Annotated in this window: 20 protein-coding genes and 2 tRNA genes; 15 read left to right on the top strand and 7 right to left on the bottom strand. The window is 41.3% G+C overall.

Annotated elements, in window-relative coordinates:
- The first annotated feature begins 138 nt into the window (after positions 1-138).
- From epsC to nfsA, 3 genes are all read left to right on the top strand, one after another.
- Positions 139-1,083, top strand: coding sequence for a serine O-acetyltransferase EpsC (gene epsC, locus EHS13_RS25620; protein WP_155703105.1), 945 nt, complete (start codon positions 139-141; stop codon positions 1,081-1,083).
- 115 nt (positions 1,084-1,198) lie between these two features.
- Positions 1,199-1,414, top strand: a complete 216-nt coding sequence (locus EHS13_RS25615) for a hypothetical protein (protein ID WP_155703104.1) — start codon at positions 1,199-1,201, stop codon at positions 1,412-1,414.
- Between the two features lie 210 nt (positions 1,415-1,624).
- Positions 1,625-2,362 (top strand): oxygen-insensitive NADPH nitroreductase, encoded by a 738-nt coding sequence (gene nfsA, locus EHS13_RS25610; protein WP_155703103.1) that lies wholly within the window; start codon positions 1,625-1,627, stop codon positions 2,360-2,362.
- Positions 2,363-2,409: 47 nt separating this feature from the next.
- On the opposite strand, the gene EHS13_RS25605 is transcribed toward nfsA, so the two are convergent.
- On the bottom strand, positions 2,410-2,736 hold the full coding sequence (locus EHS13_RS25605) for a hypothetical protein (RefSeq protein WP_155703102.1): 327 nt from the start codon (positions 2,734-2,736) through the stop codon (positions 2,410-2,412).
- Positions 2,737-2,823: 87 nt separating this feature from the next.
- A complete protein-coding gene (locus EHS13_RS25600; protein WP_162463251.1) occupies positions 2,824-3,645 on the bottom strand; it encodes a helix-turn-helix transcriptional regulator in 822 nt (273 codons plus the stop codon).
- 118 nt (positions 3,646-3,763) lie between these two features.
- On the opposite strand from EHS13_RS25600, the gene EHS13_RS25595 reads away from it, so the two are divergent.
- From EHS13_RS25595 to crcB, 5 genes are all read left to right on the top strand, one after another.
- The gene (locus EHS13_RS25595; protein WP_155703100.1) at positions 3,764-5,788 is read left to right on the top strand and encodes a beta-galactosidase; all 2,025 of its coding nucleotides are present in this window, start codon (positions 3,764-3,766) and stop codon (positions 5,786-5,788) included.
- A 142-nt stretch (positions 5,789-5,930) separates the two neighbouring features.
- Positions 5,931-6,260: an ArsR/SmtB family transcription factor gene (locus EHS13_RS25590; RefSeq protein ID WP_155703099.1), complete on the top strand. Its 330-nt coding sequence runs from the start codon at positions 5,931-5,933 to the stop codon at positions 6,258-6,260.
- A 29-nt stretch (positions 6,261-6,289) separates the two neighbouring features.
- Positions 6,290-8,467, top strand: a complete 2,178-nt coding sequence (locus EHS13_RS25585; protein WP_155703098.1) for a heavy metal translocating P-type ATPase — start codon at positions 6,290-6,292, stop codon at positions 8,465-8,467.
- A complete protein-coding gene (locus tag EHS13_RS25580; RefSeq protein WP_155703097.1) occupies positions 8,464-8,877 on the top strand; it encodes a fluoride efflux transporter FluC in 414 nt (137 codons plus the stop codon). The genes EHS13_RS25585 and EHS13_RS25580 overlap by 4 nt, the downstream gene beginning before the upstream one ends.
- The gene (crcB, locus tag EHS13_RS25575; protein ID WP_155703096.1) at positions 8,874-9,248 is read left to right on the top strand and encodes a fluoride efflux transporter CrcB; all 375 of its coding nucleotides are present in this window, start codon (positions 8,874-8,876) and stop codon (positions 9,246-9,248) included. The genes EHS13_RS25580 and crcB overlap by 4 nt, the downstream gene beginning before the upstream one ends.
- A 4-nt stretch (positions 9,249-9,252) precedes the next feature.
- On the opposite strand, the gene EHS13_RS25570 is transcribed toward crcB, so the two are convergent.
- Positions 9,253-10,302 carry a ribonucleotide-diphosphate reductase subunit beta gene (locus tag EHS13_RS25570; protein ID WP_155703095.1) on the bottom strand — a complete coding sequence of 350 codons (1,050 nt, stop codon included), beginning with the start codon at positions 10,300-10,302 and terminating at the stop codon, positions 9,253-9,255.
- A 25-nt stretch (positions 10,303-10,327) separates the two neighbouring features.
- Positions 10,328-12,559, bottom strand: a complete 2,232-nt coding sequence (locus EHS13_RS25565; protein WP_155703094.1) for a ribonucleoside-diphosphate reductase subunit alpha — start codon at positions 12,557-12,559, stop codon at positions 10,328-10,330.
- A gap of 317 nt (positions 12,560-12,876) precedes the next feature.
- Here EHS13_RS25565 and EHS13_RS25560 point away from each other — a divergent pair, with 317 nt between their 5' ends.
- Positions 12,877-14,541 (top strand): copper resistance CopC/CopD family protein, encoded by a 1,665-nt coding sequence (locus EHS13_RS25560; RefSeq protein WP_155703093.1) that lies wholly within the window; start codon positions 12,877-12,879, stop codon positions 14,539-14,541.
- Here EHS13_RS25560 and EHS13_RS25555 read toward each other — a convergent pair.
- Positions 14,535-14,807, bottom strand: a complete 273-nt coding sequence (locus EHS13_RS25555; RefSeq protein WP_155703092.1) for a hypothetical protein — start codon at positions 14,805-14,807, stop codon at positions 14,535-14,537. The two genes, EHS13_RS25560 and EHS13_RS25555, sit on opposite strands and share 7 nt — an antisense overlap.
- A gap of 97 nt (positions 14,808-14,904) precedes the next feature.
- Between EHS13_RS25555 and EHS13_RS25550 the strand changes: the two genes are divergently transcribed.
- The 6 genes from EHS13_RS25550 (at position 14,905) to EHS13_RS25525 (ending at position 19,032) form a co-directional block, all read left to right on the top strand.
- Positions 14,905-15,291, top strand: coding sequence for a helix-turn-helix domain-containing protein (locus EHS13_RS25550; protein WP_155703091.1), 387 nt, complete (start codon positions 14,905-14,907; stop codon positions 15,289-15,291).
- Between the two features lie 74 nt (positions 15,292-15,365).
- Positions 15,366-15,442 (top strand) — tRNA-Pro (locus tag EHS13_RS25545).
- 23 nt (positions 15,443-15,465) lie between these two features.
- Positions 15,466-15,539: transfer RNA gene (locus EHS13_RS25540), tRNA-Gly, on the top strand.
- A gap of 112 nt (positions 15,540-15,651) precedes the next feature.
- Complete coding sequence (locus tag EHS13_RS25535) at positions 15,652-16,986, top strand: MATE family efflux transporter (RefSeq protein WP_155703090.1); 1,335 nt, start codon at positions 15,652-15,654, stop codon at positions 16,984-16,986.
- A gap of 161 nt (positions 16,987-17,147) precedes the next feature.
- A complete protein-coding gene (locus EHS13_RS25530; RefSeq protein WP_155703089.1) occupies positions 17,148-17,675 on the top strand; it encodes a sigma-70 family RNA polymerase sigma factor in 528 nt (175 codons plus the stop codon).
- Positions 17,668-19,032, top strand: coding sequence for a DUF4179 domain-containing protein (locus EHS13_RS25525; RefSeq protein WP_155703088.1), 1,365 nt, complete (start codon positions 17,668-17,670; stop codon positions 19,030-19,032). The genes EHS13_RS25530 and EHS13_RS25525 overlap by 8 nt, the downstream gene beginning before the upstream one ends.
- Positions 19,033-19,104: 72 nt before the next feature.
- Here the strand turns inward: EHS13_RS25525 and gcvPB are convergent, their stop codons facing one another.
- Together gcvPB and gcvPA are read right to left on the bottom strand one after the other, a co-directional pair.
- Positions 19,105-20,571 carry an aminomethyl-transferring glycine dehydrogenase subunit GcvPB gene (gcvPB, locus tag EHS13_RS25520; protein ID WP_155703087.1) on the bottom strand — a complete coding sequence of 489 codons (1,467 nt, stop codon included), beginning with the start codon at positions 20,569-20,571 and terminating at the stop codon, positions 19,105-19,107.
- Positions 20,568-21,965, bottom strand: a complete 1,398-nt coding sequence (gene gcvPA / locus EHS13_RS25515) for an aminomethyl-transferring glycine dehydrogenase subunit GcvPA (protein ID WP_155703086.1) — start codon at positions 21,963-21,965, stop codon at positions 20,568-20,570. The genes gcvPB and gcvPA overlap by 4 nt, the downstream gene beginning before the upstream one ends.
- Positions 21,966-21,972: the final 7 nt, after the last annotated feature.

Below are 21,972 nucleotides of genomic sequence, written 5' to 3'. Positions count from 1 at the left end.
TTAATATAAGACAAGGCTTTTTTTTGGGATAAATCTTGACAATATTCGACGCAAAGCCTATTATCGAATAAAACATATACGAATACTAAGTTATAAAAATAAAGCAATTTTTCATAAATGTCAGTGGGGGTTGAAAAGATGAGCAACAAGTTTTATAAACAGATCGATAGCTTTGTAGCTACAATGGTTTCAAGCTATAAAGATGAATCACATATAATTCCGATGGATTCAGTAGCTCTCCCCAACAAAGATACGATAATTGAAATCCTTCACCTGCTAAGAGAGCTGCTGTTCCCAGGTTATTTTGGAAAACAGAATTTATTAATCGCGACCATAGAATATCACATTGGAGATCTGCTAATTAATGTGCACGATAAGCTGCATGAACAGATATGCAGTGTCTTAACGCATCAAGGAATAGAGAATAATGTTGACTTGATTGATATTAGTGAAAAGGCAGATGAAATTATTTATCTCTTTTTTGGAAAATTACCACAGCTTAGAAAAGTGCTTGCCACAGATGTACAAGCTGCATTCCTTGGCGATCCTTCGGCAGATAATAAAAGCGAGGTCATATTTTCTTTTCCTGGTATTTTTGCAGTCAGTATTTATAGATTAGCACATGAGTTGTATCTGCTTGCAGTTCCGCTAATACCAAGGATTATGACAGAGTATGCCCATAGTGTAACGGGAATCGATATTCATGCAGGTGCTAAGATCGGTAAATACTTCTTTATTGATCATGGAACTGGTGTAGTTATTGGTGAAACGACTGAGATCGGGGATAATGTCAAAATATATCAAGGTGTTACGCTAGGCGCTTTGTCAACTAGAGGGGGACAGTCACTTCGAGGAGTGAAACGTCACCCTACGTTAGAGGATGAAGTAACAGTTTACTCCGGTGCTTCCATATTGGGTGGTGAGACTGTTATTGGTAAAGGGGTTGTGATAGGAAGCAATGCATTTATCATAAAGTCGGTTCCAGTGGGCACTAGAGTAAGTGTGAAAAATCAAGAATTAGTTTTTAAAGGGAACACTGCACAAGAATTTAAGCAAGAATTCAATTCGGACTGGATCATTTAATACTAGCACTTGAATAATAAAGAGCCTATTCCTTATTGCGAATAGGCTCTTGCTATATCCAGTTTCAAGCTTTATTATTAAAGAGAACATAATTAAAAGGAAGGGGGAATTAACTATGGATAAAATGCCAATGCAAATGATGATGAGCATGTGTATGGAAGAAATGATGTGTAAGATGAACAGCATGAAAATGATGATGGATCAAATGGGTAAAATGGAAATGATGCAAGGTATGGATATGGAAATGATGATGATGAAAATGCAACAATGTGATGAAATGATGACGATGATGATGACATCTATGCGTGAAATGAAACAAACCTCGATGTAATTCATTTGCTAATCTTTCATTATTAAGGAATTACGAGTTCCTACATAATGGATTGATCTAGATTAGACCGGCAGAGCAGTCAACTGCATGCCAACTCTTTATTAAGCTTAGGACCTTTTTTTTTGAACTATATACCAAGTATTATAATCGGATTAGTTATAGAATACAATAGTGAATAGAGAAAATTTTTTTGAGGAGGATGAAGTAGCAATGAACCCTACGATTAATCAAATTTTAGATCATCGATCCATTAGAAAATTTAAAAATGAGCCTATTTCTAAAGAGCAAATAAAAGCCGTTATTGAAAGCGCGCAAATGGCGTCGAGTTCAAGTAACATGCAAGCTTACACTGTTATAGGTATTACAAGTCCAGAGAAGAAAAGGCTGCTAGCTGAATATGCTGGCAATCAAGCATATATTGAGGAAGCTCCGCTTTTCTTAGTTTGGTGTGCAGATTTAAATAGAATTTCGATAGCCTCTAAACCGTATGGAGTAGATGAAATTGTTAGCTCAACGGAAAACTTCATAGCTGCAACTGTAGATGTGGCGTTAGCTGCCCAAAATGCTGCTATTGCTGCAGAATCACTTGGTCTAGGCATTGTTTATATTGGGGGTATTCGCAATAAACCAAAAGAGGTTTGCGAGCTGTTGAAGCTGCCTAAGCTTGTTTATCCCGTATTTGGCATGTGTATTGGAGTTCCTGACCAAAAGCCGATAAAAAGGCCAAGGCTTCCCTTAAGTGCTGTATATCATGAAGAGGAATACGATACAGCTATTTATGAAGAGCAAATAAATTTATATGATGAATCAATTCGCAAGTACACAATAGAGCGTTCCGGTGGAAAGCAGGATACGTGCTGGTCCAAGGAAATGGCAGCCAAAATAAGTCGTCCTATCCGTGAGCATATGCGTTCCTTTTTAAATGAGCAAGGCTTTAAATTAGAGTAAATAAAATAAAAAAGAGACAATTCGGCAATGCGAAAAGTCTCTTAATCTTATGAGTAAATTTCCTTCGAAATTAAAATACGTTGTAATTTAAGCTCCCATACCTTGTTTTGTAATTTTTCGACTTCATTCTCCAAGTTAGTTTGATGTATTTCCTGATAAAGGGCTAGAAGCTCTTGATTAATAAAGTCAAATTTTTGCCATAAGTCTTCTCTTTTTTTGGCGTAAACTTCTTTTTGGATCTCAATCTTTGCAACCTTGAGATTAGAAAGTATTTCGTTCTGCCACTCCAAATCCCCAAGCTGACCTGCAAAATTATATAAATCCAAGTAATCATTGGTCCATGCTTCGGCAATTTCAATTTGCTGGGTTTTCATCAGTAGCAACACCTTTCGTCTCTATACCAAGTATTATACTCGGAATAGTTTATTATTGCAATAGGCTACTATTATTCCAGACCTGCGCTAGTTCAATTCGCGAAATCGTTCTGGGGTAAAGCCAACATATTGCCGAAATGTCGCTATAAAATGGCTTGTATCACGAAAGCCGACTTCTTGAGTAATAAGCTTGATTGAGGAATTGGGGTTCTTCAGCAGTAATTCCTTAGACTTGCGAATTCGTAGTGCAATTAAATAGGCGTATGGAGAGTGAGCAAAGGTATTGCGAAACAAAGTGTTCATGTAACGTGGAGTTATGGCGAGCTTATGGGCCATTTCAACTAATCCAATTTCCGGATTAGAGTAGCTTTCATCCAACCAATCTAATAAGGGCTGCAGCTTCAGCATGGTTTCTGAGAGCGGCAGTTTATTTTTGGTTTGGCCATATCTTTTTAAGGTCATGATGAATTGATACACATCTGCAGAGGCATATAAACCATGAAAATCTGGATCTGACTCCACTCTTCGCAAGATTCGGAAAATGGTTTCATGGAAAGTAATATCAGAGCTCCAGTGGTACATAGCAGATTGATTTAAGCCAAGCATAATAAGAATATCTTGCACCATTGTTCCGTCAAAAGTTAGATACTGGGTTGACCAGTTGTTTTGTATAGCCTCATAGGAATGCGAGATGTAAGGAAGCAAAAGAACCCCAGTTCCTAACGGCAGCTCTTGCGTTCTACCACCAAAGGTTATGCGTCCTTCACCTTTAATTGTATGAATCCAGTGATAATAAGGATATCCGTCATCGCGGCGAATTTTTTCTTGTTCAGGATTGTGGCCAACGCTTTCTATGTACATGGGCAGTTTTTGCACTGTGGATGGGGTTAGTTCATATCGGAAGCGCATTGTGAGATACTCCTGTTCCATATTATTATATAATAATGAATTTATATTATATATTAAGTCATAATAAAATCATATAAAATGAAGTTATTGTTATATTAGCTTAAAAGGAGTGTTTCAATTGATCAATAATAAGCTGCCAAAAATTTGGTATGGCGGGGACTATAATCCCGAGCAATGGGAAAAAGAAATTTGGGATGAAGATGTTCGGATGTTTCAGATAGCTGGGATTGACGTAGCAACAGTAAATGTATTCTCCTGGGCTTTGAATCAGCCAGATGAGGATACCTATGATTTCACTTTATTAGATGCCATTATCAATAAGCTTTATGAAAATGGGACTTATGTATGTTTAGCAACGAGCACTGGAGCGCATCCAGCTTGGATGGCCAAAAAATATCCAGATGTGACTCGAGTTGATTTTGAAGGCAGAAAACGTGTATTTGGCGGCAGGCACAATTCTTGTCAGAATAGCCCAACCTATCGCAAATTTTCAGGCTTGCTGGCTGGTAAATTAGCAGAAAGATATCAGAATCATCCTGGCTTATTAATTTGGCATATTGCCAATGAATATGGTGGTTCATGTTACTGCGATAATTGTGCAACAGCCTTTAGAATCTGGCTGCAAGAGCGCTATGGCACTCTGGATGTCGTGAACAAGTCTTGGAACACGCGTTTCTGGGGACACACTTTTTATGATTGGGAAGAAATCGTGCCTCCAAATGCATTGAGTGAAGAGTGGGGGAACGATAATACCAATTTCCAAGGGATTTCTTTGGATTATCGGAGATTTATGTCCCATAGTCACTTGGAATGCTATCGTAACGAATATGATGCGATCAAAAAGCATACACCTGATATTCCCGTAACGACTAACTTGATGGGTACTTATAAAGAGCTGGATTATTTTAAATGGGCTCCTTATCTCGATGTGATTTCTTGGGACAACTATCCTTCACTAGATACTCCATACAGCTATACAGCCATGGTGCATGATTTAATGCGTGGATTAAAAGATGGACAACCATTTATGCTGATGGAGCAAACGCCAAGCCAACAAAATTGGCAGGCTTATAATTCATTAAAGCGTCCGGGGGTCATGCGATTGTGGAGCTATCAAGCGATAGCGCATGGTGCAGATACGGTGTTATTCTTCCAGCTTCGTCGTTCAGTTGGGGCTTGTGAAAAATATCATGGAGCGGTAATCGAGCATGTAGGCCATGAGCATACACGTGTATTCAGAGAATGTGCAGAGCTTGGCAGAGAGTTGAATTTATTAGGCGATGCTTTATTGGATTCGCGAATTGAAGCTAAAGTAGCGATTGTTTATGATTGGGAAAATCGTTGGGCTGTGGAATTATCGAGTGGACCCTCTGTAGGCTTGCAATATGTCGATGAAGTGCATAAGTATTATGATGCCTTGTATCAATTAAATGTTCAAACCGATATGATTCGCGAGGATGCCGATTTCAGCCAATATGATTTGGTTATTGCTCCAGTGTTATATATGGTGAAGCCAGGTTTCGCTCAGAAAACAGAAGCTTTTGTGCAAGCGGGAGGCACATTCATCACCACCTTCTTTAGCGGAATTGTTAATGAAAATGATTTAGTTACATTAGGTGGATATCCAGGAGAGCTGCGTTCTGTGCTTGGTATTTGGTCTGAAGAAATTGATGCGTTATTCCCAGAGCAGAAAAATCAAGTCGTCATTACGAAGCAAAGTGGAGCCTTAAATGCTTCCTATACCTGCGGACTGCTTTGTGATTTAATCCATGCTGAAGGCGCCGAGGTGATCGCAGAATATGGCGAGGACTTCTATAAAGGAATGCCAGCAGTGACTAGGAATCAGTTCGGCGCTGGTCAAGCCTGGTATGTAGCTACTAGCCCAGAGCCGGCTTTATTGCAGGATCTGCTAGCGAATATCATCTCGGAAAAGAACATTCAGCCTTTGTTGAAAACACCTCATGGTGTTGAAGTTACACAAAGAACTAAGGATGGAAAAAGCTTCTTATTCCTGCTTAATCATAATGCGGAAGAGGCAATAGTGGAAACTAAGTTTGAGAATGTAGAGGATTTATTGACTGGCGAGCTATGGACGGGATCAATTAAGCTGCCAGCTAAAGGTGTGCGAGTAATTAAGCTATAATTTATTGCTTTGTACGACAATTTGGAGCGACGATCAGTGGAATTACGCTGATTTTCGCTTTTTTTTTTGACAAAACGCCCGCACTGATTTAGTATATGAACATATACTCATATATGCAGAAAGAATATGGATGGAGGTAACCATGGATAATATAGAACTCATTGCTTCCAAGCCGGCATCCCAAGCGTTAGATGAGGAAACCCTTAATAGGGTTACCCAAACCTTTAAAGCTTTATCCGATGTAACGCGTATACGAATTCTTTATTTACTCGCGCAAAAAGAGTGCTCTGTTAATGAAATTGCTGAGGAATTATTGTTGCAGCAATCGACTGTTTCCCATCAATTGCGATTACTTAAAAATTTGCGGTTGGTTAAATTTCGACGTGCTGGTACAACGCTTTTTTATTCTCATGATGATGAGCATGTCGTAGATTTATTAAATCAGGCTGTCCACCATGTAAGCCATGATTAGCTAATACATCTTGTAAGAGGAGGGGCAGCATGCAACAATTTCGTGTTAAGGGGCTTACTTGTGCAAACTGTACATTGGAATTAGAGCAACAAATTCAGAAGCTTGAACATGGGCAAGACGCTACCCTCAGCTATAATAGTGGGAAGCTAACGCTGCAGGGAAAGGTTTCTCTTGAGAAGGTTGCGAAGATCTTGAGCTCGGAAGGTGCTTATATCGAGCAAACCAGAGAATCCCATGCTCATGATCACGGACATGACCATAGTCACGATAATCACGGTCATAGTCATGCTCATGAAAACCATCACAGCAGCCATGAAGAAGACGATCATTCTCACTCACATGGAGGGTCGCAGAAATGGCTGATAGGATCTGCGGTTATTTTTGTTGCTGCATGGCTTTTAAGAAATGAATTAGCGGAGTATATAATTATAACCATTTATATAGCTGTGATGATTGTAAGTGGCTATCGGACCTGGATCAAAGGCTTGAAAAACTTACTGCATTTTCGGTTTAATATTGATACCTTGATGACTATTGCTCTAGCTGGGGCAGTAGGTATTGGACAATGGGAAGAAGCTGCCTTGGTTGCGCTTTTGTTTGGCCTTAATGAGCTGCTTGAAGGCATGGGGATGGACAAAGCTCGCCGTTCGATGCGAGATCTTCTCGAAGTAGCTCCGAAGGAAGCGATGATCTTAAAAGGCAACACAGAGGCTTTAATTCCGATAGGATCTTTAGTCATTGGTGATACGGTCATTGTACGTCCTGGTGAGAAAATCCCTTCAGATGGAACTGTTCTAGAAGGAAGAGGTTCAGTCAATGAAGCAGTCATTTCAGGGGAGTCGCTTCCTGTAGATAAATTTTCGGGAGAGCCTGTGTTTGGCGGCAGCTTGAATAATGAAGGTGTGCTAAAAATCACTATTACAAAAGCATATAAAGATTCATCATTAGCGAGAATTCTACATTTAGTTGAGGAAGCTCAAGAAACGAAGACACCAACACAGTTATTTATCAATCGATTTGCGTTTTATTATACACCGATTATTATGGCAATTGCTTTGCTCACTGTGATAGTACCTCCTTTATTGTTTGAGAGCAGCTGGGTTTCATCCTTATATCAAGGGCTGGCTGTGCTGATTGTTGGCTGTCCATGTGCGCTGATTCTTGCATCGCCGATTGCAATTGTTGCCGGCATCACTCGCAATGCTCGCAATGGGATCTTGATCAAAGGTGGTGTTTTTCTTGAGCAGCTAGGTAAAATCAATACAATTGCCTTCGATAAGACGGGAACATTAACTGTTGGCGTACCGACAGTTGAGCAAGTTATTGCGTATGATGAGAAACAATTATATTCAATTACAGCTGCCTTAGAGCGCAATTCTTCTCATCCGTTAGCACTTGCAATTATGAAACGAATTGAAAGTGAAGCTATTGAACGCTTAGATGCAAATGACGTTAAGGCACTACCAGGCATGGGAGTTACGGCTACGATTCAAGACCTACCCTATTGGATTGGCAATGAGAAGAGCATTCAACACATTCTGCTTTCGGAAAAAGTGCAAAATGACATCAAACAAATGAAACAAAAAGCATTTACGATTGTATTGGTGGTCGATGCGACAGCGGTGTTAGGTATATTCGGCATTACAGACCCCATTCGCGAGGAAAGCAGATCTGTCATAGCTAAGCTGCATCGTTTAGGTATTCGTGAAACGGTCATGCTAACAGGTGATCATTCTATAATTGCAGACAAAGTTGCGAAAATCATTGGCATCAAACAGGTGTATGCGAATTTGCTGCCTGAACAAAAGGTAGAACAAGTCAAAAAATTAGCGCAAAAAGGACATGTCGCGATGATTGGCGACGGGATTAATGATGCACCCGCTTTAGCAACCGCTCAGCTTGGGATTGCGATGGGTAAAGGGACGGATAGTGCGATGGAAACAGCGGATATTATCCTGCTGCAAGATCATTTAGGTAAGCTGCCTGAAGCAATAACAATTGCCAAAAGCGTGAATCGGCTGATTAAAATCAATATCTCAATAGCGCTTGGCTTGAAGATTATAGCTTTACTACTGACGATTCCCGGTCTGTTAACTTTATGGATTGCGATCCTGTCAGACATGGGGGCGACCGTTTTAGTTTCTTTACTAAGCTTAACGCTTCTGATACAACGCAAATCTCACAAAACGGACAACACAAGCCGATGAGTTCTTCTACCAAGAGCTTGATTTCACTTATCATCGGTGGTTTTATAGGTGCAGTGCTGAGATTTGAAATAGGAGAATGGATGCCTGCAACAACGGATGGTTTCCCTTGGAGTACCCTTATAATCAATCTGACAGGTTGTTTGTTTCTTGGTTGGTTTCTGACGATTACTCTTCATAAATTAAAACTAAAACCAGAAATTCGCCTTGGTTTAGGCACAGGGATGACTGGATCATTTACAACATTTTCGGCATTTTCGGTGCAATCTGTACATTTGATGACGAATAGTCATTCTGCTATTGCTGGGATGTATATTATTACTAGCGTTGTTGGCGGGATCGGTTTGTGTATGCTTGGGGTAGCTCTTGCTCGCGTACAAGCAGGAAAACCAAGGGGAGACTTGATTTTATGATCCATTTTAGTGCGTTCTGGTTAGTTGGCTTGGGTGGAATCATTGGGACCTTATGTAGGTTTTATTTGGGTAAATGGGTAGCTGTAAAGGTAAGAACTAGCTTTCCGTGGGGTACTTGGGTCATTAATTTAACAGGCTCTATGATCTTGGGAATGCTCTTTGCCTTACATAGTAGAGAAGCCTTAACTGACGAGGCTTGGTGGATCCTTGGAGTAGGTTTTTGTGGAGCTTATACAACTTTCTCAACATTTGGGTATGAGGTGCAGCAATTAATAGAGAAAAAGCATGTAATCGCCGCAGCAATATACATGCTTTCTTCTATAATCTTAGGTTTATTAGCAGCTTGGTGTGGGATGGAAATATGCACCTAAAGTTTTAGATGTCGCCCCAATCCATTCCGGATGATTTGCTATAATTTGTTACCTTTTGTTCGAAAAAGTCTGTTTTCATTCCGTTCATATTACTGAAGGTTTCGACCCATTTCATTGGATGCTCTACAATATCCGGATAGAGAATTTCAAGATTAAGCTTCTTCAATCGATCATTAGACAAGTATTGAATATATTGTGTGATTACTGTATCACTTAATCCGGCAATGTTGTTCTGGGTAATATACAATCCCCAAGCAATTTCATGTTCAACGGCTGTCCGCATCATGTCACGTAGGCTTTCAACCAAGTCCGGTGTGAATAATTCTGGGTTTTCTGTACGGATCTCACGGAAAATACCTTGGAATAAAGCAAGATGTGTAAGCTCATCTCTTTGGATGTACTTGATTTCAGAAACGGTTCCCAACATTTTACCTTGTCTGCCCAACGCATAGAAAAAGCTGAATCCACTGTAGAAGTAGATGCCTTCAAGAATGTAATTAGCCATAATCGTACGTAACAGATTAGTTGTCGAAGGCTCATCAATAAACTTCTCATACAAGTCTGTGATAAAACGATTGCGTTGCAGCAAATGCTTATCCTCACGCCATTGGTTGTAAATATCTTCCCTTGCTTCCGATGAACAAACGCTATCAAGAATGTAGGAATAGCTTTGGCTATGAACGGCTTCTTGGAACGTTTGGACGGTTAGACAAAGGTTCACTTCAGGTGCAGTAATATATTCATTAATATTAGGCAAATTAGCCGTTTGCAAGGAATCTAGAAAAATTAGAAAGCTAATAATTTTATCATAGCTGGAACGCTCAGTAGGTGTTAACAGCTTGTAATCCTTAGCATCCTGAGCTAGAGGGATTTCTTCTGGAATCCAGAAGTTATTCATCATTGCGCGGTACATCTTAGTTGCCCATTCATATTTAACATTGTTCAGTTGAATAAGGTTTGTTGTGTTGCCACCGATCATTCTGCGCTTGCCCCATTCACGGTCCCCATGTTCATTGAACAATTTCTTCTTTGTTAGTTTATCATTTGAATCCATTCCAAATCGTCTCCTTTAGTGATGCTTAAGCCGAGCAGCTAACGCAATCTTCTACTTCCAAGCTCTTATTACGGCAGTAGTAAACGGTTTTGACGCCTTTTTCCCATGCGGACATATAGAGCTCAAGGAATTGCTTAGCGGTAATTTCTGGAGTGATGTATAGATTAAAGGACTGTGCTTGATCGATATGGCGCTGTCTAAGCCCAGCAGCTTGAATGCTCCAGTGCTGATCAATTTTGTGAGCTTCTTTATAATACCAAGTTGTTTCGGCCGATAAGTTAGGCGCTGTTTGTGGGATAACAGCATTTTTCTTCTCTTCAACAAAGAACTTATTGAAAATTGGATCTGTTCCAGCTGTTGAACCTGCGATAAGTGAAGTTGAAGCGGTTGGTGCAATTGCGAACATCCAAGCATTACGTACACCATTTTGAGCAACGTCAGCTTGCAACGCTTGCCATTCAGGAGTTGTATATTCACGTTGTGTGAAATATTCGCCAGTTTGCCAGTCGCTTCCGGTGAATGCCGGGTAAGCGCCTTTTTCTTTGGCAATTTCCATGGAAGCTTTAATCGCGCAATAGTTAATCCATTCGTAAAGCTCATCGGCTTTATCTAAATGTGCTTGGGATTCCCATGTAATATGAAGCTGTGCCAGCATTTGATGATAACCACTAGTTCCTAAGCCAACCGCACGGTATTTCTTATTCGTGATTTCTGCTTGTGGGATAGGGTAATAATTAAGATCGATGACATTGTCCATCATTCGCATTTGAGTACTCACTACGCGTTCAACATCTTCCTTAGTATAAGCTCTTCCAAGGTTAAGCGAGGATAAATTACAAACAACAAAATCTCCGCTTTGAACTTTAGTAGTAATCATGCCATCTTCATGAGCAGTAGTAATCAATGAGCTAGGACTCATGTTCTGGCAAATCTCCGTACAGAGATTAGTGCAATATATCATACCCGCATGCTTGTTAGGGTTGGCGCGGTTAACGGTATCCCGGTAGAAAACAAATGGAGTTCCTGTTTCAAAGCAGCTAGCAAGAATTTTCTTCATGATGTCGATAGCAGGGACTTCTTGTTTAGATAACAACTTCGGCTCTGCTATGCATTCCGCATATTTACGCTCGAATTCGGCTCCCCAGCTATCTTCGATGGAATAACCCATTACTTGGCGGATTTCATAGGGATCAAATAAGAACCAGCTTGTCCGATCCTGAACAGCCTTCATGAACAAATCGGGGATACAAACTCCTGGGAAAATATCATGAGCTTTCATCCGATCATCGCCATTGTTGGTTTTCAAATCGAGAAAATCAAAAATATCAGCATGCCAAATATCTAAATAAATCGCTACGGCACCAGACCGAACACCCAATTGATCAACAGCTACTGCAGTGTTGTTGTAATTCTTAACCCATGGGATGACACCACCGGCTACACCTTTGTAGCCACGAATGTTTGAACCACGACTACGAATTTTACCGACATAGATACCCATGCCTCCGCCATGCTTCGAAACCTGTGCAAAGCTTTGATCTACATTGTAAATGCCCCAGAGGTTATCGGGAACAGTGTCAATGAAGCAGCTTGAAAGCTGGTGGTGAGGCTTACGAGCATTAGCAAGCGTAGGTGTTGCAACAGTCATTTCCAAACGGCTCAGTACATCGTAGAATTGCTTAGCCCAGCTGACTTGATCCTTCTCCTTCATTGCTAAATGCATGGCTACACCCATGAAAAGCTCTTGCGGAAGCTCAAGAATTTGTTTGTTTCTGCCTTTAATGATGTAGCGGTCTGCTAAAGTTTTAAGTCCGATATAATTAAATAATTTATCGCGCTCGGGTTTAATATAAGCGGATAACTCATCAATTTTCTCTTTAGTGTAGTTTTCCAATATGTACGTACCATATACACCCATTTCAGTTAAATGGACGATCAAATCATAAAGATTCTCTGGATAGCCGAATTGTGTGTACTGACGATGGATTCCTGCTTCTTTATATAGGTCATACGCAAGCAGCTTAGCAGCAACAAACTGCCAATTGGGTTCAATTGCACTTGTTTTCTCTACAGCTACTTGAATAAGTAAGCGTTGAATTTCTTGGGTGGAGATATTGTTGCGGAATAAAGGGAGAAGTGCTGTTTCCAATTCTAATGGATCGCATTCTGGATAATCTGCACATGCAAAATCAATAACCTTCTTCATTTTCGAGAAAATTAAAGGTTCGCTTGTACCGTCTCTTTTAATAATGTCCATGTTTATTTAGCCTCCAAATATGTATTAGCTTATAAAATATAAAAGCCAAACTGTCTTCTATAAGTAGAGAAAACAAAAATGCCTGAATACATCGATAGGTACGACGCCAGAACATTTGTCTTTCACATGATGTGCAATTGTGTAGTAGAATAATCAATAGGGCGTAAGACCTAAAACTTCCGTTCACACAACATATAGTTTGTATTGAATAATGTACACCAATATATAGTATTTGTCAAAAGAAAAAAAGATGCGTTGGCAATCATTGCTTCGATTTAGTAAACTTTAAGGAATACGATTCAAGAGGGAGAAAGTTCGTGATAATAGAGCGATTTAATAGTCTGAAAAAGCGCTGTACAGGGGTTGTTATTACACTACTAATTATACTGTTCCTTTATCCATCGACTACGCTGGCACATGCTTCATTAATTAAATCATTGCCACAATCCAATAGTCTTTCATTAAATTCTCCTAAGGAGATCTCACTAACGTTTAATGAACGATTAGAAGATAGCTTGTACTATATTAAAGTAATAAATGACGAAGGTCAATCGGTAACTTCTAAGAAAGCAAAGTTGGATGCCAAGCGAACGACACTGAGTTTAGAGATACCGAAGCTGGCAGATGGCACCTTTGTAGCAACCTATCATATAATCTCAGCAGACGGTCATCCAATAGAAGGAAGCTACCTCTTTACGATTGGGACTTCAATAGCAGCTAACACGTTTTTAGCGACCAGCAACTCCCAGTTGGAACATAGCTTCTCTTGGAAAATGTCAACGCAGGATTGGTTATTATACTTATCGAGGATATTCTATTATTTAACTCTGTTACTTTTGATTGGTTGGGTAATGTGGTCTGTTGTTATAAGAAAAAGGGATGAGAAAGTGCAGCAAAGCTTGCAAAAATGGCGTGTGGGTTTATTAAGGGCATTCGTGTTTGCCTTAATTTTCCTAGTTTATTACCATTATCAAGAGCTTATCGGTGAAGGCGGGGCTGCGGAATTACTTCACTTATTCTTCGAAACTAGCATTGGTGTTTCTTGGCTGGCTAGTTTTATCTTAGCTATTGCTGGTTTTTTCATACTACAGCGAAAGCTGTGGATAGATCTGATCTGGATTGCAGCTATGGTCGCAGTAAAATCCTTGAATGGGCATGCAATGGCATTTAAGCCAATAGGTTGGACATTAGGATTAGATGCGGTACATATTGCTGCAGCGGCTCTGTGGGTTGGTGGGCTTGCCATAAGTATAGTATTGTGGCGTAATAAAAGCTTTCTTAAGCTATGGCTTCCTCAATTCTCAAGAGCTGCATTCTATTCTATCCTTATCTTAACCGTGACAGGTAGTCTTACAGCTTGGTTTTATCTACCAAAGCTTTCTTACGTTCAGTATTCTCAATGGGGAACCTTATTAGTAATAAAGGTTGGATTAGTGCTTGCAGTGGCGATAACAGGGTTTTGGATCAGAAGACATATGAAGAATCACAATACTCAGGAGGATCTAACGGCGGGTGGTTTATCTAAATGGCTCAAAGTCGATTTAATTCTAATGATAGCCGTTGTTAGTATTGTTGGTTTGCTAACCTATGCGGCTCCTATTCCTAAGAATGATCCGTTTAATTGGCATGAAATGGGTGAAAAGGCACACTTAACGCTCAACATTAATCCGAATGTGCCGGGTGTCAATACTTTTGATTTGGAAATTTGGTTACCTAGTAAAGCGGGGAATCCAAAACAGGTTGAATTATTGCTTAAATATAAGGGAGATCAGAAATTAGCCCCGATTTCTATTCCTTTAGAAGCTATAGAAGATAAGAATCTAGTGCCAGGAGAATATGAAAGCTTTGATGGCTTCGTTAAGTATGTTTACAAAAGTGAGGGTCCGTATTTATCTTTTGCTGGAAAATGGGGGCTGGAATTAAATATTTATGATGCGGAGGATAACGAGGTTTCCTTTACCAATGAAATGCGGGTTTATTGATGATGTAAACGTTGAGAAAGAGCCACATTCTGCTGTAAGAGGGAATCATTCTGTAAGTTAAGATTTAAGTTATCAACCTGCAGCTGTGCATTCTCCTCATATAGATGAGCTACATCATCTAGAATTATAGGTATCCACTTAAAAGCCATTTCTTTGCAAATTGTAACTATTAGTTCTCTATCTGTGTCTACCAATGTGAGTGCATGCCGAATAGCGACTAATTTATTCTTATGTTTAGCTATATGGCTGATATCAATGGTAATCACCTGCTTCCAATGGAATGAGCAATGTATCACATATATTACATTTTGTAATAATAATGTATCACTAGTATTACATGCCTGTCAATAGGAGGATCCGTTTATGCAAGAATTAGGAAATTTGCTCCGTCAGCTGCGTGATCAGGAATCCTTAAGAGACGTCAGCAGCCGTTCGGGAATTAGTCATACTTATCTAGGTATCATTGAAAAGGGGATTGATCAGAGATCAGGCAATCCCGTCAAGCCGACACCAGATACATTAAAAACATTGGCTAAAGCCTATAATTATTCATATGAAGAGTTAATGAGAAAAGCAGGCTACTTACAGGAAAGTAGTGAGCCTTACTTAACAGAATATAATTTGAGTCCAAAATCAATTGAACTAGTAGATTTCATCAAAAGCCAGCAGATTACTTATCGAGGTAAAGAGCTTACTGAGGCCGAACGTAAAAAAATTCTTGATATGCTTAAATTGCTGTTTCAAGAATAATTAATAAAAATGTTGCATTTCTAAAAGGAACATGATATATTACTTTTTGTCGCTAAAAAGTGACAAGTAAGCCTCGGGACGTAGCTCAGCTTGGTAGAGCACCTGGTTTGGGACCAGGGGGTCGCATGTTCAAATCGTGTCGTCCCGACCATTATATTCTTTAAGAAGCAATAAGCGGGTGTAGTTTAATGGTAGAACTTCAGCCTTCCAAGCTGATCGCAGGGGTTCGATTCCCCTCACCCGCTCCATAATTATTAAATCCGAAAGCCTTGAACTGAAGAGGCTTTTTTTTATTTATCTGAGCATTTTAATAAAAATGACTAGCTCGCAAGGGTTAAAGTTATAAGGGTGAAGCTAAATATGTTCAAGGATAGTAAATTAATTCTATTGCTGGCTTTGCCATCGATCTTGTCATTTGCAACGGTTACGCTTACAGGAACTATTAGCTTAATCATGGTTGGGCAGCTAGGGGCGCTGGTGATTGCAGTTGTAGGCGTTTCCAATATTATTATGTACAACGGTTGGGCACTGTTCTCTGGAACAGGGTTGACCGTTAACTATTTGGTTGCGCAGAATTATGGAGCAGGTGAATTGAAAAAAGCAGTTGAGCGAACCTATATCGCTTTATACTTTTGTATTATCGTTGCGGTTTTGCTCGTTATAGCTGGTTTTTATGCTCCTGGTGCTGTGCTTCGTCTGATGGGTGGAAATACAGAGCTGGTTAATGCTGGAGAGGCTTACTTGGGCATTAGATTTTTTGCTATGGCGTTTTCTGTAGCTAGCTTTGTGCTGCAGGGTTTTTTCCGCGGAATTGGCGACACGCGGACACCGCTTGTTCTAGCCATTGTCGGGAACGCGGCAATGGTGTTCTTCACTTACTCACTGACCTATGGTCACCTAGGCTTTCCAAAGCTTGGACTGCCCGGTGCGGGCTGGGCCTTCTTCATTGGAGAAGCCTTGATTTTTGCGGGCAGCTTGTACGTTTTCCTCGTGCGGCTGCATGCGCGGTTTGGCACACGCTCGCGCGTTGTAATCAGTCGGGCGGAAGCACGGCTGATACTTACGGAGAGCGGTAAGCTTGGCGTGCAGGAATTTGCCACGAGTGCAGCGATGTTCATCTTTACGATGTTCGTCACGAGACTAGGGACGACAGCTCTTGCTTCCAATGAGGTAGCTTTGAATGTGATGTCCTTTGGATTTATGCCAGCGTTTGCGTTTAGTGCAACAGCAACGATCCTCGTAGGTCAAGCGGTAGGGCGCGGCGATCCCTTGCAAGCTCGTAAGTACGGTACGGAAACGGCAATCCTCGGCAGTATATTTTTATTGATTTTAGGTACAATCGAATTCTTCTTAGCGGATGGCATTGCGCGAATTTATACCAGTGACCCGCAGGTGCAAGAGCTGGCTGCCCGTCTAATCCGTGTTTCTGCTTTTTTACAGTTATTTGATGGCTTATATAATTTCTATGCTGGCGGCTTGCGTGGCATAGGTGATACAACCTTTATGGTGAAGGCTTCGTTTCTGATTAATTGGCTTATTTTCGTACCACTTGCTTATGTACTAACGTTCATGCTTGATATGGGAAGTATGGGGACGTGGATTGCGCTTTATACGTTTTTGGCTATTTACGGACTCGCCATGCTGATCCGCTTCTATCGTACGGATTGGCTGCAGGTTCAAATGAAAAAGGCTTGATCCAAGGATGTCTTTCAAAGCTATAATAAGTTGCACCGCGTATTAATGGCAAACAGGAGATCAAATGATCGACTTAATGCCAGAATGCGCGGTGTATTTTTTAAGTATAAATAAAACCGTTTGGTGCTATTCACAGTCTAATAGAAGAGAGGTGGGAAATCATGACAACAGACGAGCTTGTAATAAGGGCGAAACATGGCGATGATGATGCTTTCTTCCTGCTGGTTAGCGCTGAGAAGGAACGATTCTATAGAATAGCATTTGCTTATTTAAGGAATGAGGCTGAGGCGCTGGAAGCCTTGCAGGAAGCGACTTGCCGTGCCTATGAGAAGCTAGGAAAGCTCAAGGAGCCTCAATTTTTCTACACATGGATGATAAGAATTCTGATTCATTACTGTATCGATGAGCAAAAGCGAAGTCGAAAAGTCATACCATTGCTGCATTTACCTAATACATTAACAACGGAGTCCACGCCGCTGGAAGAAAAAATCAGATTAGAATGGGCAATTGCCCAGCTTTCTCCTCGATACCGTCATATTATTATTCTTAAATATTATCAAGACATGACATTAGTTGAAATTTCAAAGCTGCTGGAAAAGCCGGAGGGTACCGTTAAAACCTGGCTTAATAAGGCCTTGATCCAGCTTCGTGGTTACATTGGCAAAGATAGGAGTGGAGATTATGCATAACTATAGTGGGCTTGAGCAGGAATTGGTTGATGCCAAAATAGATCTGGGTAATGAACTGATATCTACAGACATAGATGATTACATTCGTGAGGGGATACGTAAAGGCCGTGAGCAGCGGGCTCGGACGAAGATTAGAATGCGACGTAGATTAGGGTCAAGCGCAGCTGCGTTGCTCTTAATATTGTCCTGTCTCTTAACTGTACGGATCTCACCTGTGTTTGCATCATTTATGCGGGATATCCCGGGAATGGCGACCTTTGTGGATTTAATTCAAAATTCTCCAGATCGCGGCCTCCAATTAGCCTTAGATAATGACTTTGTACAGCAGATAGGCATAGCGGATGAAAATGGCGGTATCAAGTTTACTGTAGAAGGGATTATTGTGGACGAAGCCCGTGCCTTGATCTTTTATTCGATTGAAAATAAAAATGGGGATGAGCTTATTACACTATCTTCGCCTAGAGTGAGTGATTTGAGCGGAAAAGCTTTAATTGCAACGATCAGCTGGGGCAATCCCAATGAGCTTGACATTAAGTATAAAAAAAATGAAAAAAATATTTCTCGGGGTACAATCGATGTACAGCTGCAGGATGGATTGATTTTACCGGATCAAATCGTATTAAAGTCCAAGCTTGGATACTCCGACCAAGAGTTTAAAGTGAATATACCCATTGACCATGCTAAATTTGCAGGTATGACTAAGGAGTACATCTTGAATAAGACGATTGAAGTGGAGGGACAACGGGTTGCTTTTGTGAAAGCTACTGTAAATCCGTTGCGAGTTAGTGTTGAGCTTTCTTATGATGAGAGTAACAGCAAGCAAGTTTTTGGACCAATAGATCTCCATTTGATCGATGAGAAAGGTGAAATATGGAAATATATGGGGAGAAGCGGTCAGAATATATTATATTTTGAGAGCAATTATTTCCATTATCCTAAAGAGCTTTATCTCGAGGGAGAGTATTTTAGAGCTTTGGATCAGAACAAACGTGATGTTATCATAGATACTCAAGCGGGAAAGCTGATTAAAGCGCCTGACGCTTCGCTTTCACTTATAGCTGTGGATTCGGCTCCAGGAGTTAGGCTGCAAGAAATGACGCTTTCGTTGCATTTGGATCATGATAAAGATGACAGGGGCTATAACATGATGTTGGACAAACGATTTACAGATGCCATTGGCGGTGTCCATTATATGGTCGATGGTCCCGGCGGAAGGGTATGGTCAAGCTCAGGAGATCTGAGTATCCAGGAAATTTATTATTTTTTCAATAATAAAGATTATCCGCAGCCCCTGACATTTCATGTAAACGAGTACCCGAGTTACATTCAGCAAACTTACAAAATTAAAGTTAAGTGATCTATATATACAAAACAGCCCAAACTAATTGAACTAGTTTGGGTTGTTTTTGTGATGAACATAAAGCTGGGATTAGCTGCAGCCGCAATTTAACACGGGTTTTCGAGCAGCCAATGTCTCATCCATACGTTTAACGACCGTTGTATATGGAGCGTTGATCACGAGCTCAGGCGTCTCTTCTGCTTCCCTAGCAATTTGAATCATAATGTCAATAAAACCATCCAATGTTTCTTTACTTTCTGTTTCGGTTGGTTCAATCATGATACATTCTTCTACTATAAGAGGGAAATAAATAGTCGGTGGATGATAGCCGAAATCAAGCAAGCGTTTAGCAATATCTAATGTACGAACGCCTAGCTTCTTCTGGCGACGTCCAGATAAGACGAATTCATGCTTGCATGGGCGGTCAAAAGCAACATCATAATAAGGGGCAAGTCTTCTCATCATATAGTTTGCATTAAGCACAGCGTTTTCCGAAACGGTACGAAGCCCGGCTGGACCGTAGGTACGAATATAAGTATATGCCCGAACTAGAATTCCAAAGTTGCCATAAAAGCCCTTAACGCGACCTATAGACTGCGGATAATTATACTCAAAATAGAAAGCTCCGTCTTCTTTAATAGCTACTGTAGGAGTTGGAAGGAAAGGGATAAGCTTTGCCTTGACGCCTACTGGACCTGCACCAGGACCGCCTCCGCCATGTGGAGTACTCATGGTTTTGTGTAAATTCAAATGGACTACATCAAAGCCCATATCTCCAGGACGTGTAATACCCATGATGGCATTAGCGTTAGCTCCGTCATAATAGAGCAAACCTCCAGCTTCATGGACAATTTGTGCAATTTCAATGATTTGCTGCTCGAACAAACCAAGTGTGTTCGGGTTAGTAAGCATTAATGCCGCTGTATCGGAACCAACTACAGCACGCAGTGCGTCTAAATCTACTAATCCCAACTCATTGGACTTGATCGTGATGGTTTCTAATCCGGCAACTGTTGCACTGGCTGGGTTCGTACCGTGTGAGGAATCTGGAACGATAACCTTGGTGCGATGATCCCCACGACTTTCGTGATAAGCGCGAATCATCATTAAGCCTGTCCACTCACCATGGGCACCAGCTGCAGGCTGCAGAGTAACCTGATCCATACCTGTGATTTCAGCAAGATCCTGTTGAAGATTGTATAAAAGCTCCAAAGCGCCTTGAATGGATTCTTCAGGCTGGTAAGGATGTATTTTCGCGAAGCCAGCGAAGCGGGCAACATCTTCATTGATTTTGGGATTGTATTTCATTGTGCAGGATCCAAGCGGATAAAAGCCATTATCAATCCCGAAATTACGACGAGATAAAGCCGTGTAATGGCGAATGACATCGACCTCATAAACCTCAGGCAGCTCGGCTGCTTTTTTACGCAAGAATTGAGCAGGTATAATCTTAGAAATATCGACTTCTGGAACATCACTGGCAGGAAGCGAATAGCCAACACGTCCAGGCTGACTTAGTTCAAATATTAATGCTTTATCATGCTTAACCTCTGTCATGGGTTAACCCCCTCTAAAACGGATGGAATAAAATTGCTCTCAGATGCATAGCTGTTCAACATAGCAACAAATTCATCAATTTCAGCACGAGTGCGTTGTTCGGTAACGGCAACCAATAGATGACCTTGAAGCTCTGGATATTCATTGCCTAAGTCGTAGCCGCCAATGAAGCCGTCTGTTAGGAGCTTGCTGTTCAGTGCCTTTAAGTCGATCGCATTGTTGAATTTTACAACAAACTCATTAAAGAAGGGCGTTGCAAACGCAAGCTGCATAGTTTGAGTAGCGGCGAAGCGGGAAGCCGCGTAATGGGATTTTTGCAAATTCAGGGAAGCTACATCCTGAATGCCTTGTTTGCCCATGACAGACAAGTAGATGGAAGCACACAAAGCGAGCAGCGCTTGGTTGGAACAAATGTTGGATGTCGCTTTCTCGCGGCGGATATGCTGCTCACGTGCTTGCAGCGTCAGCACAAAGCCGCGCTTTCCGTCACGGTCTACGGTTTGGCCAACGATGCGGCCTGGCATGCGGCGCATCCATTTCTCAGCGACGGAGAAGTAGCCGCAGGTAGGGCCGCCGAGGGCTGCCGGAATTCCGAAGGGCTGGGCATCGCCAACAACGATATCGGCACCGAGCTTGCCTGGTGCTTCGATTAATCCAAGCGACATCGGGTTGCAGCTAACCACTAGCAGGCCTCCTGCTTCGTGAATAATCGGTTCAATCCCCGCAATATCCTCGAGATTGCCGAAGAAATTCGGCGACTGGACAATAATGGCTGCGGTTTGATCATTGGTCAGCGCCGCAAGCTGATCAAGATCCGTCACGCCATTGATATAATCAACCTCGATTACCTCGAGGTTCAAGCCTTTGGCGGACGTTTTAAGAATTTGGCGCGCCTCTGGATGAACCGCGCGCGAAACAAGCAAGCGGCTGCGTTTCGTTGCGCCGCTTGCCAATGCACCGGCTTCAGCTAGCGCAGTGGAGCCGTCATACATCGAGGCATTGGCTACGGCCATGCCGGTCAGCTCACAGATAAAGGATTGAAATTCAAAAATCGCCTGCAGCTCGCCTTGGCTGATTTCAGGCTGATAAGGCGTGTAGGCTGTATAGAATTCGGAACGTGAAATCATATGGTTGATGACAACAGGAAGGTGATGATCATAGATTCCAGCACCAAGAAATGAAGCATAACGGTCAAAGTCTGCATTCTTGCCTGCAAGTTTTCTCATATAACGAAGTAATGTTTGTTCATCCATCTTCTCGGAAATTTGCAGCTCGCCTTTGAATCTTGCTTCTGCCGGTATATCCTCGAAAAGCTGTTCGATATCTGAAATGCCAATCGTTTCGAACATTTCTGCGCGATCGCGTTCTGTCAGTGGTAAATAATGATGTGCCATGCGTGTA

Origin of the sequence: Paenibacillus psychroresistens, from assembly GCF_009728935.1 — a bacterium.
GTDB lineage: Bacteria > Bacillota > Bacilli > Paenibacillales > NBRC-103111 > Paenibacillus_AC > Paenibacillus_AC psychroresistens.
This window is presented reverse-complemented; position numbering and strand designations above follow the sequence as displayed.

Excerpts from the sequence above, each read along its gene's own strand:
- gcvPB (WP_155703087.1), bottom strand. The coding sequence starts at position 20,571 with ATGACAGAGGTTAAGCATGATAAAGCATTAATATTTGAACTAAGTCAG.
- EHS13_RS25590 (WP_155703099.1), top strand. The coding sequence starts at position 5,931 with ATGGATAATATAGAACTCATTGCTTCCAAGCCGGCATCCCAAGCGTTA.
- EHS13_RS25525 (WP_155703088.1), top strand. The coding sequence starts at position 17,668 with ATGCATAACTATAGTGGGCTTGAGCAGGAATTGGTTGATGCCAAAATA.
- crcB (WP_155703096.1), top strand. The coding sequence starts at position 8,874 with ATGATCCATTTTAGTGCGTTCTGGTTAGTTGGCTTGGGTGGAATCATT.
- EHS13_RS25570 (WP_155703095.1), bottom strand. The coding sequence starts at position 10,302 with ATGGATTCAAATGATAAACTAACAAAGAAGAAATTGTTCAATGAACAT.
- EHS13_RS25580 (WP_155703097.1), top strand. The coding sequence starts at position 8,464 with ATGAGTTCTTCTACCAAGAGCTTGATTTCACTTATCATCGGTGGTTTT.
- EHS13_RS25585 (WP_155703098.1), top strand. The coding sequence starts at position 6,290 with ATGCAACAATTTCGTGTTAAGGGGCTTACTTGTGCAAACTGTACATTG.
- EHS13_RS25530 (WP_155703089.1), top strand. The coding sequence starts at position 17,148 with ATGACAACAGACGAGCTTGTAATAAGGGCGAAACATGGCGATGATGAT.
- epsC (WP_155703105.1), top strand. The coding sequence starts at position 139 with ATGAGCAACAAGTTTTATAAACAGATCGATAGCTTTGTAGCTACAATG.
- EHS13_RS25565 (WP_155703094.1), bottom strand. The coding sequence starts at position 12,559 with ATGGACATTATTAAAAGAGACGGTACAAGCGAACCTTTAATTTTCTCG.
- gcvPA (WP_155703086.1), bottom strand. The coding sequence starts at position 21,965 with ATGGCACATCATTATTTACCACTGACAGAACGCGATCGCGCAGAAATG.
- EHS13_RS25600 (WP_162463251.1), bottom strand. The coding sequence starts at position 3,645 with ATGCGCTTCCGATATGAACTAACCCCATCCACAGTGCAAAAACTGCCC.
- EHS13_RS25535 (WP_155703090.1), top strand. The coding sequence starts at position 15,652 with ATGTTCAAGGATAGTAAATTAATTCTATTGCTGGCTTTGCCATCGATC.
- nfsA (WP_155703103.1), top strand. The coding sequence starts at position 1,625 with ATGAACCCTACGATTAATCAAATTTTAGATCATCGATCCATTAGAAAA.
- EHS13_RS25615 (WP_155703104.1), top strand. The coding sequence starts at position 1,199 with ATGGATAAAATGCCAATGCAAATGATGATGAGCATGTGTATGGAAGAA.
- EHS13_RS25605 (WP_155703102.1), bottom strand. The coding sequence starts at position 2,736 with ATGAAAACCCAGCAAATTGAAATTGCCGAAGCATGGACCAATGATTAC.
- EHS13_RS25550 (WP_155703091.1), top strand. The coding sequence starts at position 14,905 with ATGCAAGAATTAGGAAATTTGCTCCGTCAGCTGCGTGATCAGGAATCC.